Origin of the sequence: Pseudomonas sp. SJZ131 (genome assembly GCF_007828705.1) — a bacterium.
GTDB lineage: Bacteria > Pseudomonadota > Gammaproteobacteria > Pseudomonadales > Pseudomonadaceae > Aquipseudomonas > Aquipseudomonas prosekii.
The window spans coordinates 232,966-248,760 of record NZ_VIVC01000006.1 but is presented as its reverse complement, the minus strand read 5'-3'; the positions used below and the strand labels follow the sequence as shown (position 1 = coordinate 248,760).

General features: G+C 61.0%; 16 protein-coding genes. 13 read left to right on the top strand and 3 right to left on the bottom strand.

Annotated features, from left to right (window positions below):
- Positions 1–96 precede the first annotated feature (96 nt).
- The 10 genes from FBY12_RS24305 (at position 97) to FBY12_RS24255 (ending at position 11,622) form a co-directional block, all read left to right on the top strand.
- A complete protein-coding gene (locus FBY12_RS24305) occupies positions 97–972 on the top strand; it encodes an SMP-30/gluconolactonase/LRE family protein (protein ID WP_145256596.1) in 876 nt (291 codons plus the stop codon).
- Positions 973–1,193: 221 nt separating this feature from the next.
- Positions 1,194–2,012, top strand: coding sequence for an SDR family oxidoreductase (locus FBY12_RS24300; protein ID WP_145256595.1), 819 nt, complete (start codon positions 1,194–1,196; stop codon positions 2,010–2,012).
- A gap of 128 nt (positions 2,013–2,140) precedes the next feature.
- A complete protein-coding gene (locus tag FBY12_RS24295; protein WP_145256592.1) occupies positions 2,141–3,145 on the top strand; it encodes a substrate-binding domain-containing protein in 1,005 nt (334 codons plus the stop codon).
- Positions 3,146–3,209: 64 nt separating this feature from the next.
- A complete protein-coding gene (gene araG / locus FBY12_RS24290; protein WP_145256590.1) occupies positions 3,210–4,772 on the top strand; it encodes an L-arabinose ABC transporter ATP-binding protein AraG in 1,563 nt (520 codons plus the stop codon).
- Between the two features lie 12 nt (positions 4,773–4,784).
- Complete coding sequence (araH, locus tag FBY12_RS24285; protein ID WP_092281686.1) at positions 4,785–5,753, top strand: L-arabinose ABC transporter permease AraH; 969 nt, start codon at positions 4,785–4,787, stop codon at positions 5,751–5,753.
- Between the two features lie 303 nt (positions 5,754–6,056).
- Complete coding sequence (locus tag FBY12_RS24280; protein ID WP_121732021.1) at positions 6,057–6,770, top strand: GntR family transcriptional regulator; 714 nt, start codon at positions 6,057–6,059, stop codon at positions 6,768–6,770.
- On the top strand, positions 6,767–7,765 hold the full coding sequence (locus FBY12_RS24275; RefSeq protein ID WP_145256587.1) for an ADP-ribosylglycohydrolase family protein: 999 nt from the start codon (positions 6,767–6,769) through the stop codon (positions 7,763–7,765). Before FBY12_RS24280 ends, FBY12_RS24275 begins: the two co-directional genes overlap by 4 nt.
- Before the next feature lie 212 nt (positions 7,766–7,977).
- On the top strand, positions 7,978–9,444 hold the full coding sequence (locus tag FBY12_RS24265) for a cytosine permease (protein WP_145256582.1): 1,467 nt from the start codon (positions 7,978–7,980) through the stop codon (positions 9,442–9,444).
- The gene (locus tag FBY12_RS24260) at positions 9,437–10,366 is read left to right on the top strand and encodes a PfkB family carbohydrate kinase (protein ID WP_145256579.1); all 930 of its coding nucleotides are present in this window, start codon (positions 9,437–9,439) and stop codon (positions 10,364–10,366) included. The genes FBY12_RS24265 and FBY12_RS24260 overlap by 8 nt, the downstream gene beginning before the upstream one ends.
- 272 nt (positions 10,367–10,638) lie before the next feature.
- Positions 10,639–11,622 (top strand): DUF3829 domain-containing protein, encoded by a 984-nt coding sequence (locus FBY12_RS24255; RefSeq protein WP_178111805.1) that lies wholly within the window; start codon positions 10,639–10,641, stop codon positions 11,620–11,622.
- 190 nt (positions 11,623–11,812) lie between these two features.
- On the opposite strand, the gene FBY12_RS24250 is transcribed toward FBY12_RS24255, so the two are convergent.
- From FBY12_RS24250 to FBY12_RS24240, 3 genes are all read right to left on the bottom strand, one after another.
- Positions 11,813–12,067, bottom strand: coding sequence for a hypothetical protein (locus FBY12_RS24250; RefSeq protein ID WP_092279308.1), 255 nt, complete (start codon positions 12,065–12,067; stop codon positions 11,813–11,815).
- A gap of 123 nt (positions 12,068–12,190) precedes the next feature.
- On the bottom strand, positions 12,191–12,526 hold the full coding sequence (locus FBY12_RS24245) for a hypothetical protein (RefSeq protein WP_121732027.1): 336 nt from the start codon (positions 12,524–12,526) through the stop codon (positions 12,191–12,193).
- A gap of 110 nt (positions 12,527–12,636) precedes the next feature.
- Positions 12,637–13,290 carry an HD domain-containing protein gene (locus FBY12_RS24240; RefSeq protein WP_145256576.1) on the bottom strand — a complete coding sequence of 218 codons (654 nt, stop codon included), beginning with the start codon at positions 13,288–13,290 and terminating at the stop codon, positions 12,637–12,639.
- Positions 13,291–13,501: 211 nt separating this feature from the next.
- On the opposite strand from FBY12_RS24240, the gene FBY12_RS24235 reads away from it, so the two are divergent.
- The 3 genes from FBY12_RS24235 to FBY12_RS24225 all read left to right on the top strand — a co-directional run bounded on the left by FBY12_RS24235 (position 13,502) and on the right by FBY12_RS24225 (position 15,744).
- The gene (locus FBY12_RS24235) at positions 13,502–13,981 is read left to right on the top strand and encodes a GNAT family N-acetyltransferase (protein ID WP_145256573.1); all 480 of its coding nucleotides are present in this window, start codon (positions 13,502–13,504) and stop codon (positions 13,979–13,981) included.
- Positions 13,982–14,111: 130 nt separating this feature from the next.
- Entirely contained in the window at positions 14,112–15,104 is a 993-nt protein-coding gene (locus FBY12_RS24230) for a 2-dehydro-3-deoxygalactonokinase (RefSeq protein WP_145256570.1), read from the top strand.
- A gap of 19 nt (positions 15,105–15,123) precedes the next feature.
- Positions 15,124–15,744 carry a 2-dehydro-3-deoxy-6-phosphogalactonate aldolase gene (locus FBY12_RS24225; protein ID WP_145256567.1) on the top strand — a complete coding sequence of 207 codons (621 nt, stop codon included), beginning with the start codon at positions 15,124–15,126 and terminating at the stop codon, positions 15,742–15,744.
- Positions 15,745–15,795: the final 51 nt, after the last annotated feature.

The window sequence follows — 15,795 nt, the reverse complement described above, 5'->3', positions numbered from 1 at the left end:
TGCTCGCGATTGGGCCGTAACATTCAATATCAAAATTGCCTGCTAAACCGCCATCGCGAGCAAGCTCGCTCCCACATGCACAGCAAAGGAATTTCCATGAGTTGGACTGCCGTTACCGAACACCGCGCCCAGCTTGGCGAAGGCCCGTTCTGGGATGTGCCGACGCAGGCGCTGTACTGGGTCGACATCGCCGGCAAGCAAGCCTTGCGCCTGATCGGCGCCAACGTGCAGATCTGGCAAATGCCCGAGCACGTGTCCGCGTTCATCCCGTGCGAAAGCGGCGATGCGCTGGTGACCCTGAGCAGCGGCGTCTATCGCCTCGACCTTGATTCGCCCGGCCTCGAACCGCGCCTGACCTTGCTCTGCGTCGCCGACCCGCAACCGGGCAATCGCCCCAACGAAGCCCGTTGCGACGCACAAGGCCGGCTCTGGCTCGGGACCATGCAAAACAACATCGGCGAGAACGGTGAAGACTTGCCGATCGAACGCCGCTCCGGCGGCCTGTTCCGCATCGACCGCGATGCGCGGGTCACGCCGTTGCTGCGCGGCTTGGGCATTCCCAACACCTTGTTGTGGAGCGATGACGAAACCCGGCTGCACTTCGCCGACAGCCTCGACGCCACGCTGTATCAGCATTTCATTCGCAGCGACGGCAGCCTCGAACCCGGCCAGCACTGGTTCGGCCCGCATGAGCGCGGCGGCCCGGACGGTTCGGCGATGGACGCACAAGGCTACCTGTGGAATGCGCGATGGGACGGCAGTTGCCTGCTGAGGATCAGTCCGCAAGGGCAGGTCGACCGGGTGATCGAACTGCCGGTCAGCCGTCCGACCAGTTGCGTGTTCGGCGGCGAAGACCTGCAAACCCTGTACATCACCAGCGCCGCTAGCCCGCTCGATCATCCGCTGGATGGCGCGCTGTTAGCGCTGCGCGTCGATGTTGCGGGAAAAGTCTGTACGAGGTTTGCCGGTTAAATCCCAAAATATGGGATGTAAAATTATATATTGAGATTATTTGGCGGTCGGGTTTATAGTCGGCTCCATTGTTTATTAGCTCTGCTCCAAACCAGATACACGCACTCACACTTAAAAAAACAAAACAGGTGAAGTGATGCAGCGATTTTCAGAACAGGTTTGCGCCCGGACATCGTCAGATGTCCACGTTTTGTCGTGCCTGCAAAAGGCAGTCGTCAACTATGGCTGAGGCGCTCAGCTTGCCACCAGTGCCCGCGCCGCCACTGGGCGAACGGCTGAAAGACAAAGTCGTGCTGCTTACCGGCGCCGCCCAAGGCATCGGCGAAGCCATCGTCGGCGCCTTCGCGTCGCAGCAAGCCAGACTGATCATCAGCGACATTCAGGCCGACAAAGTCGAGCAGGTCGCCGCGCATTGGCGCCAGCAGGGTTTTGACGTGCAAGCGCTCAGCGCTGACGTCTCCAACCAGCAGGATTTGCACGCCATGGCCCGACTGGCGGTCGAGCGTCACGGGCGCATCGACGTGCTGGTCAACTGCGCCGGGGTCAACGTGTTCCGCGATCCGCTGCAAATGAGCGAAGAGGATTGGCGTCGCTGCTTCGCCATCGATCTCGACGGCGCCTGGTTTGGCTGCAAAGCCGTGCTGCCGCAAATGATCGAGCAGGGCGTCGGCAGCATTATCAATATTGCCTCGACCCATTCCAGCCACATCATTCCCGGCTGCTTCCCGTACCCCGTGGCCAAACACGGCTTGCTCGGCCTGACCCGCGCGCTCGGCATCGAATACGCGCCGCAGGGTATTCGCGTCAACGCCATCGCGCCGGGCTACATCGAAACCCAACTTAATGTCGATTACTGGAACGCTTTCGCCGACCCGCACGCCGAGCGTCAGCGCGCCTTTGATTTGCACCCGCCACGGCGCATCGGGCAACCGATGGAAGTGGCGATGACCGCGGTGTTCCTGGCCAGCGATGAAGCGCCGTTCATCAATGCCTCGTGCATCACCATCGATGGTGGTCGTTCGGTCATGTATCACGACTGAACAGGCAGGATCAGGCGGGAAGCTCCGTCCGAAATCCAATCATCATACGATATGACTATTTGCTGGATGTTTTGACCGCTGTACCGATTTTCAAATAACGCTCAAAAAAAATAACAAGGAGTCAGCTTATGAATCGTCGTCGTGGGATCCGTTCCCTGTGCCGTGCCGCTCTGGCGGTTACCGCGGTCAGCCTGAGCAGTACGCTGCTGGCGGCCGAAGAAGTGAAGATCGGGTTTCTGGTCAAACAGGCTGAAGAGCCCTGGTTCCAGACCGAATGGGCCTTCGCCGAAAAGGCCGGCAAGGACAAGGGCTTCACCGTGATCAAAATCGCCGTGCCTGACGGCGAAAAAACCCTCTCCGCCATCGACAGCCTCGCGGCCAACGGCGCCAAAGGCTTCGTCATCTGCCCGCCGGACGTCGGCCTCGGCCCGGCGATTGTTGCCAAAGCCAAAGCCAACGGCTTGAAAGTGATCGCCGTGGATGACCGCTTTGTCGATGCCAGCGGCAAATTCATGGAAGACGTGCCGTACCTCGGCATGGCCGCCTTCGAAGTCGGCCAGAAGCAGGGCGCGGCGATGGCTGCTGAAGCGAAAAAACGCAACTGGGACTGGAAAGAAACCTACGCCGTCATCAACACCTTCAACGAACTCGACACTGGCAAAAAACGCACCGACGGTTCGGTCAAAGCCCTCGAAGACGCAGGCTTCCCGAAAGACCACATTCTCTATGCCGCGCAGAAAACTCTCGACGTGCCGGGCAGCATGGACGCCACCAACTCGGCGTTGGTGAAACTGCCAGGCGCGGCGAAAAACCTGATCATCGGCGGCATGAACGACAACACCGTGCTGGGCGGCGTGCGCGCCACCGAAAGCGCCGGGTTCACTGCGGCCAACGTGATCGGCATCGGCATCAACGGCACTGACGCCATCGGCGAACTGAAAAAGCCTAACAGCGGCTTCTTCGGCTCGATGCTGCCGAGCCCGCACATCGAGGGCTACAACACCGCCGTGATGATGTACGAGTGGGTCACCACCGGCAAAGAGCCGCCGAAATACACCGCCATGGACGACGTGACGCTGATCACGCGCGACAACTTCAAGCAGGAACTGGAAAAAATCGGCCTGTGGAACTGAAGGCCGGTTGATTTCATCGGCGGCCCTGGCGACGGGGCTGCCTGATCTGTGTGATGAGGTGGTTATGCAAGCGCAAACACATCTACAAGAACAACAGGAACAAGAACAAGCACACATCGGCGGCAGCTTGCGCTTCAACGGGATCGGCAAGACTTTTCCCGGAGTGAAAGCGCTCGACGGCATCAGCTTCGTCGCGCATCCGGGGCAAGTGCACGCCTTGATGGGCGAGAACGGCGCCGGCAAATCGACGTTGTTGAAAATCCTCGGCGGTGCGTACATCCCGAGCAGCGGCAACCTGCAGATCGGCGAACAGACGATGGCCTTCAAGTCCACCGCCGACAGCATCGCAAGCGGCGTCGCGGTGATTCACCAGGAGCTGCATCTGGTGCCAGAAATGACCGTCGCCGAGAACCTGTTTCTCGGCCATCTGCCCGCCAGTTTCGGCCTGATCAATCGCAGCACGTTGCGCCAGCAAGCGTTGAATTGCCTGAAAGGTCTGGCTGACGAAATCGATCCGCAAGAGAAGGTCGGGCGCCTGTCGCTCGGCCAGCGCCAATTGGTCGAAATCGCCAAGGCGTTGTCGCGAGGCGCGCATGTAATCGCCTTCGACGAACCGACCAGCAGCCTCTCGGCGCGTGAGATCGATCGTTTGATGGCGATCATCGGGCGTCTGCGCGATGAGGGCAAAGTGGTGCTTTACGTCTCGCATCGCATGGAAGAAGTGTTCCGCATCTGCAACGCGGTGACGGTGTTCAAGGACGGCCGTTTCGTGCGCACGTTCGAGAATATGAGCGAGCTGACTCACGACCAGTTGGTCACCTGCATGGTCGGTCGCGACATTCAGGACATCTACGATTACCGCCCGCGCCAACGCGGCGCCGTGGCGCTGAAAGTCGACGGTCTGCTCGGCCCGGGCCTGCGCGAGCCGGTGAGTTTCGAGGTGCACAAAGGCGAGATTCTCGGGTTGTTCGGTTTGGTCGGGGCAGGGCGCACCGAGCTGTTTCGCATGCTCAGTGGCCTGACCCGCAACACTGGCGGACGCCTGGAATTGCGCGGCCACGAACTGAAGTTGCGCTCGCCTCGCGATGCGATTGCCGCGGGGATTCTGCTGTGCCCGGAAGATCGCAAGAAGGAGGGCATCATGCCGCTCTCCAGCGTCGCCGAGAACATCAACATCAGTGCGCGCGGCGCGCATTCGACCTTCGGTTGCCTGTTGCGCGGCTTGTGGGAGAAGGGCAACGCCGACAAGCAGATCGCCGCGCTGAAAGTGAAAACGCCGAGTGCGGCGCAGAAGATCATGTACCTGTCCGGCGGCAATCAGCAGAAGGCCATTCTCGGTCGCTGGTTGTCGATGCCGATGAAAGTCCTGCTGCTCGACGAACCCACGCGCGGCATCGATATCGGCGCCAAAGCCGAGATTTACCAGATCATCCACAACCTCGCCGCCAGCGGCATCGCGGTGATTGTGGTGTCCAGCGACTTGATGGAAGTCATGGGCATTTCCGACCGCATTCTGGTGCTGTGCGAAGGCGCGATGCGCGGCGAACTGTCCCGCGACGAGGCCAATGAATCCAACCTGCTGCAACTGGCTTTGCCGCGCCAACGCGCTGACGGCGTGGCGAACTGAGAGGTGACTATGATGACAACCCAAAACAACGCGCTGCCAACCGAGCGCAAACCCCTGGACATGCGCCGTTTCCTCGACGATTGGGTCATGCTGCTGGCGGCCATCGGCATCTTCGTTGCCTGTACGTTGCTGATCGATAACTTTCTGTCGCCGCTGAACATGCGCGGTCTGGGCCTGGCGATTTCCACCACCGGTATCGCCGCGTGCACCATGTTGTATTGCCTGGCGTCCGGGCACTTCGACTTGTCGGTGGGCTCGGTGATTGCCTGCGCCGGCGTGGTCGCGGCGGTGGTTATGCGCGACACCGACAGCGTGTTCCTTGGCGTCGGGGCCGCGCTGTTGATGGGCCTGATCGTCGGGCTGATCAACGGCATCGTCATCGCCAAGTTACGCGTGAATGCGCTGATCACCACGCTGGCGACGATGCAGATCGTCCGTGGCCTGGCCTATATTTTTGCCAACGGCAAAGCGGTCGGCGTTTCGCAGGAGCAGTTCTTCGTGTTCGGCAACGGCCAGTTGTTCGGCGTGCCGGTGCCGATCCTGATCACCATCGTCTGCTTTCTGTTTTTCGGCTGGCTGCTGAACTACACGACTTACGGGCGCAACACCATGGCCATCGGCGGCAATCAGGAAGCGGCGCTGCTGGCCGGGGTAAACGTCGACCGCACGAAGATCATCATCTTCGCCGTGCACGGTTTGATTGGTGCGCTGGCCGGGGTGATCCTCGCGTCGCGCATGACCTCCGGGCAGCCGATGATCGGCCAGGGTTTTGAGCTGACGGTAATCTCCGCGTGCGTGCTGGGCGGGGTGTCGCTGAGCGGCGGGATCGGAATGATTCGGCACGTGATTGCCGGGGTGCTGATTCTGGCGATCATCGAGAACGCGATGAACCTGAAGAACATCGATACGTTTTATCAGTACGTGATTCGCGGTTCGATTCTGTTATTGGCGGTGGTGATTGACCGACTGAAACAACGCTGAGATCAAGAGCCCCCTCACCCCAACCCTCTCCCCAAAGGGGAGAGGGGGAAAGGGAGCAGATCTTCAAGCCTTTCAAGCCTGAGCCCGACTCAGGCTTTTGCCATTCAAGTCTGGAGTTCAACTCGGACTTTCACGTCGCAGTAAATCCACCAATCACCACGGTCAGCCCCCTCTACCCCTTGGGGAGAGGGTTGGGGTGAGGGGCGGATTCACCTGACACCCCACCCAATCGAAAGTCACCTCCTGTCACCTCCCCGAAATATCCCTTGCTCGTCCGGCCCTGTTTCGGTTATCACTTTGTACATGATTAGACAGGTCCGATTTGACAAGAAACAACGGGTGGTCGACGAGCTTATCCGGCGCATCGAAAGCGGCCTCATGGAGGACGGTTTCCTGTTGCCCGGCGAGCACCAGTTGGCTCAAGAATTCCAGGTCAGCCGCGGCACGCTGCGTGAAGCGCTGGCCGAACTGAAGCGACGCAATTACATCGCCACGCAAAGCGGCGTCGGCTCCATCGTCACGTTTGACGGCGTCGTCCTCGACCAACGCAGCGGTTGGGCGCAAGCGCTGGCGGACAGCGGGGCGCTGGTCAACACCGAGGTGCTGCGGCTCGAAGCGGTCGATCGTCCTGACTTGCTGTCGCGCTTCGGCAGCGAAAAATTCATCACCCTCGACCGCCGTCGCCGCGCCAACGACGGCACACTGGTCTCGCTCGAACGCTCGCTGATGCCTGCCACCGGAGCGCTGGAAAGCCTGCCGCGCGTCGGTCTGATCGACAACTCGCTGACCATCACCCTGGCCGCCTACGGCTACATCGGCGAACGCGGCGATCAGTGGATCGGCGCCGAACCGCTGAGCGCCGACGACGCCGAACTGCTCGGTCGCGCGCCCGGCACGGTATTTCTCAAAGCCCTGCGCACCACATACGACCGCCAGGGCCGGTTCATGGAACAGGTCGAAAGCTTGCTCGACCCGGTGCACTTTCGTCTGCACCTGCAATTTGGAGAATCAAAATGACTGCGCTCAATCGTGCCTTGGGCGCGTTCTATGGTCTGGCGTTGGGCGACGCCCTGGGCATGCCCACGCAATCGCTGAGCCGCGCCGAGATCAAAGCGCGTTTCGGCGAGATCACCGACCTGGAAGATGCCGGCCCCGACCAACCGATTGCCGCCAATATGCCCAAAGGCTCGATCACCGATGACACCGAACAGGCGATTCTGGTCGGTCAGTTGCTGATCGAAGGCGAGGGCCGGATCGAACCGGCAGTGCTCGCGCAACGCCTGATCGAATGGGAAGCGGAGATGCAGGCCAAGGGCTCGCAGGATCTGCTCGGGCCTTCGACCAAACGCGCCATCGAGATGATTCTCGCCGGCCATTCGCCGGAAGAATCCGGGCGCTACGGCACCACCAACGGCGCGGCGATGCGCATTACCCCGGTCGGCATCGCGGCGGATGTCGCCGATCCGCAACGCTTTATTCAAGCCGTGGTGCAGGCCTGCCAGGTTACGCACAACACCACGCTGGGGATTTCCAGCGCGGCGGCGGTGGCGGCGGTGGTGTCGGCCGGTGTCAATGGCATGGACCTCGGCGAGGCGTTGAACCTGGGCATGCAAATCGCCCAACAAGCGGAAAGCCACGGCCACTGGGTCGCGGGCGGCAAAATTGCCTCGCGGATCAGTTGGGCGCGGACCATCAGCATCGACAGCGACAAAGCCTTGCTCGCCGATTTGCTCTACGACGTGATCGGCACTTCGGTGGCTTCGCAGGAGTCGGTGGTGGTCTCGTTTGCGCTGGCGCAGCAAGTGGCGATCGGAGAAATGAATGCCTTCGAAGCGCTGTGCATGGCCGCGAGCCTGGGCGGCGACACCGACACCATCGCCGCTATTCTCGGCGCCATGCTCGGGGCCTGCCTGGGTCTGGAGAGCTGGCCGGTGGCGTTGATCGACAAGGTCAAAAGCGTCAATGGCCTGGAGCTACAACCGTTGGTGCAGGGGCTGTTGGCCTTGCGTTGACTGGGCGGGCCTCATCGCGAGCAAGCTCGCTCCCACACTGGATCTGCAAACGACACAAATCCCCTGTAGGAGTGAGCCTGCTCGCGATAGCCGCACCGCCTACCTGAATTTTCACCCGCAACGGAACGCACCCATTCGGCCAGGACGGCCGGGATGTCATCGCGTCTTCGAAAATGCCTACAACCACAAAAATGGCAACAGGAGCATCCTTCATGAGTTCAACCAACGCCGGGCAAAGCGCCGGGCAACTGGAAACCCGCGGCATCGAACCGGTGCCCGAAAGTGAGTGCAACGGGCATCCGCTGCAACTGTTCTGGGTCTGGTTTGCCGCCAACATCTCGATTCTCGGTTTGCCGCTGGGCGCCACGCTGGTTGCGTTTCGCGGCTTGGCGATCTGGCAGGCGATCATCGTCGCGATCCTCGGCGCCGCCGGCTCGTTCGCCGTGGTCGGGATCATTTCCATCGCTGGCCGCCGTGGCCGCGCGCCGAGCCTGACCCTGTCGCGGGCAATCTTCGGCGTGCGCGGCAACATCGGCCCGACCGTGGTTTCGCTGATGTCGCGCCTCGGTTGGGAAACCGTCAACACCACCACCGCCGCGTTCGTGTTGCTGTCGTTGTGCTCGATCCTGTTCGGCTCGCCGGTTGAAGCGAAAAGCGCGCCGGTGCTGACGCTGATCTTCATCGCAATCTTTGTGTTGCTGACCTTGTCGGTTTCCGGCCTCGGCCACGCGACGCTGCTGGTGATCCAGAAGTGGGCGACTTACGTGTTCGGCGCGCTGAACATTCTGGTCGGTGGTTTTCTCTGCGCGACCATCGACTGGAGCGCAGTATTCAACGCCACCCCAGCGCCACTGAGCGCGATGATCATCGGCGTCGGCACCATGGCTGCCGGCACCGGCATCGGTTGGGCGAATGCTGGCGCGGACATGTCGCGTTACCAGCACAAGAGCGTCAAAGCCGTGCGCCTGGTTGCTTCGGCGGCGTTCGGCGCGGGGATTCCACTGGTGTTGCTGATCACCCTCGGCGGCTTGCTCTCGGTCGGCAACAACGACTTGGCGCAAGCCACTGACCCGATCATCGCGATCCGCGACATGCTGCCGACCTGGATGGCCGTGCCGTACCTGATCACCGCGTTCGGCGGGTTGCTGCTGTCGAACAACCTGTCGGTGTACTCGGCCGGCCTGACCACGCTGACCCTCGGTTTGAAGGTGCCGCGCGTGTACGCGGTGGTGGTCGACATCGTGGCGATTTTCGCCGGTTCGATCTACTTCATGCTGATCGCCGACAGCTTCTACGGCCCGTTCATTACCTTCATTTCGCTGCTGGCGGTGCCGATCACCGCGTGGGTCGGGATCTTCGTCGTCGACCTGATTCACCGTCATTACTACAGTCCGACCGACTTGCTGGACGTCAGTCCGAGCAGCGCTTATTGGTATCGCGGCGGCATCGAGTGGCGGGCGTTCGGCGCGTGGGCAGTGGCAATTGTGCTGGGTTTCAGTTTCACCACCATTGGCACCACCGCTGAAAACATCTGGTTTCGCGGCTTCCTGTCCGACTCATGGCTGGGGCATAACGGTCTCGGCTGGGTGGTGACGTTTTTGGTCGCCGGCGGGATCTATTTTGTACTCGGCGGGGCCAGGGATCGTCGCGCTGCATTGAACGAGAATGCTCATGCCTAAACTGTTGCACACCGGCCAGGTCATTATCGATCTGGTCATGGCCGTGGATAAATTGCCCCAGGCCGGCGGCGATGTGTTGGCGCAATCCGCCAGTTTCGAGGCCGGTGGCGGTTTTAATGTGATGGCCGCCGCACAGCGTAACGGCTTGCCGGTGGTTTACCTCGGCAGGCATGGCACCGGGCGTTTCGGCGATCTGGCGCGCGAGGCGATGCAGGTTGAAGGTATTCAGATCGGCATCGCCGAGAAAGCCGAGCGCGACACTGGTTTGTGTGTCGCGGTCACTGATGCTTCGGCGGAGCGCAGTTTCATTTCCTACATCGGCGCCGAGGGCGAGCTGAGCGCTGAGGATTTGGCCAATGTTGCCGCCGAGGCGGGCGATTACGTGTATGTCAGCGGCTACAGCTTGCTCCACGTCGGCAAAGCGCAGGCGTTGGTCGACTGGGTACTGAGCTTGCCGAAGGCGATCAAGGTGATTTTTGATCCGGGCCCGCTGGTGGCCTCGCCGGATGAGCCGCTGATGAATGCGCTGCTGCCGCGCATTGATCTGTGGACCAGCAACGCTGTCGAGGCGCTGCGTTTTACTGGCGCTGCGGACATCGCCGAAGCCTTGACGCGCTTGGCGCAGCATCTACCGGCCGAGGTGTTGATGGTGGTGCGCGATGGGCCGCAGGGTTGCTGGATCAGGCAAAGTGGCGAACCTCAGCATGTGCCGGGGTTCAAGGTTGAAGCGGTGGACAGCAATGGCGCCGGGGATGCGCACGCCGGGGTGTTTGTTGCCGGACTGGCGCTAGGCCTGCCGGCGCTCGAAGCGGCACGCCGGGCGAATGCGGCTGCGGCGCTGGCGGTGACGCGCTGGGGGCCGGCGACGGCGCCGGGGGCGGTTGAGGTGGATGCGCTGATCCGCGAGGCGGGCGCCGACTGAGCGGACGCCATCGCGGGCAAGCCTTGCTCCTACAGGGATTTGCGGTGCGCGCGCGGCAGATTTGGATTGAGGCCATTTGCTATCCCGTAGGAAAATTCGCACAATGCGCGCCCCCAGGATGGGGACGCATCTGAGCCTGTCAGGCCATTTCTTACACTCAAGGAGCGAGTTCCCGTTGCAAATCTCCCCTGTAAGTCCCCCCTGTAGCCCCTAAATACCCCCCGGCAAGCCATGCATGGCCCGCCGCGTTTTTTTATGGAAGAGAAGTTTTTATGGAACAGAAAGTGAATTTGCGGACGATGTTTGCCGCGACGCTGGTCGCCGCTTCGGTGTTGCTTGCCGGTTGCGGAGATAAAAAGCCTGAAGCAACCGCCAGTGCCGAGCCAAGCCAAAGTGCCGCCGAGCAGTTGCAAATCGAAAAGTACAATCTGTACGTCGAAGTGGCCAACAGCCTGACCACGTCGTTCTCCGAAGCGCAGGAAAACTACCTGACCGGGCAAATGCCGCTGCTGGAAGGCAAGGAAGCGCCGACGTCGATGCGAATCGAGAACGACATCTGGGTTGACCGCTCGGCGAAAAACCTCGACACCGCGCTGGCCATCGACACCCCGATTGTCGAAATCGATGCCGCTGCCAAAGACTTTTCCGCTGCGCTGAAAACTCTGTCGCCGTTGAGCCATGAGCTGAACAACTACGCCGACTCCAAAGGCTATCTGGCTGACAACGGCGACAAGGCGCGTGCGTTGAGCAAGGATTACCTGGCGGCGCTGACGTTGGTCGCGCAGAAGGAGCAGGCGTTCTACAAAGGTTTGGGCGATCGTGATCAGGCACTGACCAAGGAAGCGTTCGAAAAAGCGCCGAAGGACAGCGCTGAGTACTACCGCGCCGGGATGATCTATTACGGCAAGGTCAACAGCTCCGACGCCAGCGAGTTGTTTGCCACACCGAACGACGCCAAGGCTCTGGAAGCTTTCGAGAAGTCGCTGGCGCAAGTGGCTGAAACCGCTGACGGCTGGAACAAGAAAATCACTGAGCAGTCGGCCAAGTCCGGCAAGAGCTGCAGCGGCGGCATGCTGGAAATCAACGATTTCATCGGCCAGTCGCGTTCGCTGATCAAAGACGTCAAGGATGGCAAGTATCAGGGTGAAGAAACCCAGATGGCGCGCATGACGCACTCGACGATTCGCGATGCGGCGATGCGCTACAACAGTAAGTATTCGAAAGTGATCGACCGGTTTAATTACCCGTTGTGCTGAGGGTTAAACCTTTAGCTTCGAGGTGTCAGGGCTGACGCCTTCGCGGGCAAGCCTCGCTCCTACAGGGGTTATGCGTTATGCAATCCGCATGCGCACGATCTCTGTAGGAGCGAGGCTTGCCCGCGAAGGGGACATCAAAACCTACGAAAAAATCGCAGCCCCGCAGGGCTGCGATTCTCGATCAAGCGATTTAGCTGTCCAGCTTGCGCGCCGCTTCGACGCCCGCAGCACTCAATTTGATCGGCAGGTTCAGCGAATGCTCGCCGGCCTCATTGCACGTGACATGGCCGTGATGGATCAGCCCGCGATCCTGCAGCGCGGCGAGGGCGCTGGCCACGACTTTTTCCCCCCGGTAATTGTCCAGAACCTCCTTGCCCAAACCACTTGGGTGAGCGTGCAGCAGGCGGGTCAATACTTCTTTTTCCAGGTTTTTATCGACGTTCATGGATACCTCTTCATGGATGTGGATAGGGTGTGGCTTTGAAACAAGGTGTGGCTATAAAACAGGGTGTGGCTATAAAACAGGGTGTGGCTATGTATCAAGTGTTGCGGCGCTCGCGTCGGCGAACTATTTGCCGGCACCTTCCGAGCCCGAACCACCGGTAGTGGTTTTCGAACTGGTGCCAGTGCCGGCGTTATCGGATGCACCGGTCTCCGGCATGCCTGCTCCGCCCTGGCGGCCAGTGTCGCTGCCTTTCAGACGCGGGTCGGTGCCGGTGGCAGGTGGCATGCTGCTGTCAACGCCGGAGCCGTCAGTGTTCAAGCCTGGCGCAGTTTGCAGCGCAGGGGCCTTGGGTTTCTCGACCGGGTCGGTCGGGCCGGTGCCGGAAGTAGCGGTGGCGGCGAACGCGCCGGTGGACAGCAGGGTAGCGAGAGCGAGGGTAGTCAGCCTGGACATGATCATGGTGTCGTCTCCTGATTATTCGAGTCCTTACCTGATGTTGGTCCGCCCCGGTTTTCGATTGGTGCCTGATGAGCGACGAACGGTAGGTTGTGTGCGCGTTGAAAACAGCCTCAGCCAACGCCGATTTCTTCCTTGAATAACTCCATGAAACCCTTGAGTCGCTGGTGCCGAAGCTGCGCCAGATGTTGCCCGGTGGGCGTCTGGAACCCGTCCGCCAGGTGCAGCAGTTTTGTCTGGAAATGATCGAGGCAAAAGCGCTTGTCGTCGTAGTCCCGTGCCTTGGCCTCGGGGTCGACGGGGTCGTACAGCGCGCTGCCCATGCGCCCGGCGGTGTAGAACGTTCTGGCCACGCCAAGCATGCCGAGGGAGTCGAGGCGGTCGGCATCCTGGACGATTTTTGCTTCGAGGGTGGTCGGCGTGATGTTGGCGGAAAAGCTGTGCGCTTCGATGGCATGGTTGACTGCGCTGATTTCCGCGGCTGGCCAGTTCAGGGCGGTGAGCAGGGCGGTGGCTTTCTCCGCCGCCAGCCGGGACGCCCGCGAGCGCAGCGGCGAATTCTTCTCGACCGCCACGCAGTCATGCAGCAACGTCGCGGCCAGCATCACCGCCAAATCCCCACCTTCCTGCGCCTGAATGAGGCGCACGTTGTGCCACACGCGCTGCAAGTGCGACAGGTCATGCGCGCCGTCCTCGCCGGGTTCCAGCGCGTGGGGCAGCAGCGTGTCGGCAAGCGATTGCAGTGGGGCGAAAGCGGTGTCAGTCATGAAATCCTTTCCGGAATTGAAAGCGCAGTGACAGCGAGCGAGCTTGCTCGCGCAGCGTCGCACATGGCGACCGGTTTTATGCAACGTGGTATTTCAATTACCACCGCGTCGCCCATCATACGACTGCAGCGCCGTCGATCTGGAAAGCTCCCTCGCCACCGCTGAATGGGCGCCTTAATATGGCGTTTTCCTCTGCAGACAAGGCATGTCCATGACGATCGAAATCCGCCCGGCAACCCCCAGCGATGCACCGCAAATTCTCGGTTTCATCACTGAGCTGGCCGACTACGAACGTGCCCGCCACGAAGTCATCGCCAGCGTCGCCGACATCCAGCGCAGCCTGTTCGGCGAAGGCGCCACCGCTCACGGACTGATCTGCCTGCGCGATGGCTTGCCAATCGGTTTTGCGGTGTTTTTCTTCAGCTATTCAACCTGGCTCGGCAGCAATTGCCTGTACCTCGAAGATCTCTACATCACCCCGGAGCAACGTGGCGGCGGCGCCGGCAAAACCCTCCTGCGCCACCTCGCGAAAATCGCCTGCGCCAACGACTGCGGGCGTTTCGAGTGGAGCGTGCTGGACTGGAACAAACCGGCAATCGAATTCTACAAATCCCTCGGTGCGCAGCCTCAGGAAGAGTGGGTGCGCTATCGGATGGATGGGGCGGTACTGCGCGAGTTTGCCCAAGGTTGATCGGAAAACTGCCCTGATCCCGAAGCAAGCCATCCCACTATGTGGGAGTGTTAATTACATATTGAGATTTCTCCCGTAGAGGGTTTATAGTCCAGCGCACTCACTGCCAATAAACAGAACAGGTGAAGCGATGCTGGCGCAATTGATCGCGCTCGATTGGGGGACAACCTCATTACGTGCTTACAAACTCGGTGCGGGTGGCCAGGTGCTGGAACAGCGGTCGCTGTCGTCCGGGATCATGCAGTTGCCACGCAACCCGCGAATCATCAACGGTCGGCAATGCGCCGACGGTTTTGAACTGGCCTTCGACGAGGCTTGCGGTGATTGGCTCGACGCTCAAGCCGATTTGCCGGTGATTGCCTGTGGCATGGTCGGCAGCGCACAGGGTTGGCGTGAAGCGGCCTACAGCGACACGCCGGCAAACGTCGCCAATCTCGGAAATTCCCTACAAATCGTTCGCAGTCTTCGCGGTGTCGATGTGCACATCGTGCCGGGCGTGATTCAGCGTTCGCGGCTGCCGAATGTGATGCGTGGCGAAGAAACCCAGGTCCTCGGTGTGTTGCAGACTTTGCCGGGCGAGGCGGGCAACGACTTGTTGATCGGCCTGCCGGGCAGTCACTCGAAATGGGTGGAAGTCGCCGACGGTTGCATCGTGCATTTCGATACCTTCATGACCGGCGAAATCTTCGCCGTGCTCAGCGAACACAGCATTCTCGGGCGCACCCAGCAACAGGGCGCCTCGTTCGACGGCGTCGCGTTTGATCGCGGCGTGCAAACGGCGTTGTCGACGGACGGCGAGATCGGCCCGTTGTCGACGCTGTTCAGCGCACGCAGCCTGGGCCTGACCGGTGAACTCAGTGCCACCGCGCAAGCGGATTACCTGTCCGGGCTGTTGATCGGCCATGAACTCTCGGCGCTGGCCAATGTGCAACGGCGCCGGCGCAACAGCGTGCATCTGCCGTCGATCATCCTGATTGGCAACTCCCAACTCTGTGCCCGCTACAGCCGTGCCCTTGATGCCTGTGGTTTTGCCCGCGTGACGCTGGCCGAACAAGCCACCGAACGGGGTTTGTGGCAGTTGGCGGTCGCGGCCGGACTGATCAAAAACACCCCATCGCGTTAAACCTGACTGGAGGTCTGAGATGCTCAAGCAAGCCCTGGCGCAAAACGGCCTGATCGCAATTTTGCGCGGCCTGCGCCCTGAAGAGGCAGCCGCTATCGGCAACGTCCTTTATTCCGCCGGATTTCGCGTCATTGAGGTGCCGCTAAATTCCCCTGAGCCGTACGAAAGTATCCGCATCCTGCGCAGTACCTTGCCCGCCGATTGCCTGATCGGCGCGGGTACGGTGCTGACGCTGGAGCAAGTCGAGCAAGTGAAAGCGGCGGGCGGCCAAGTGATCGTCATGCCGCACAGCGATCCCAAGGTGTTGCGCGCGGCAAAAGCGGCGGGGCTGTTTCTGTCGCCGGGTGTGGCGACGCCGACCGAAGCCTTCGCCGCACTCGCCGAAGGCGCGGACGTGTTGAAGATGTTCCCCGCCGAGCAAATGGGCCCGGCCGTGGTGAAAGCCTGGCTCGCGGTGCTGCCGGCCGGGACCATTCTGGCGCCGGTTGGCGGCATCACGCCGGACAACATGCAGGTGTTTATCGACGCCGGGGTCAAAGGCTTCGGCCTCGGGTCAGGATTGTTCAAACCGGGCATGAGCGCCGAGCAAGTGGCGGCCAATGCCAAGGCCTACGTCGCGGCATGGAAAGCCCTGAGCTGAGAAGTTTTCGCGCCGAACGCGCTACCTCTAATAAAAGCTGCATTTACAAAA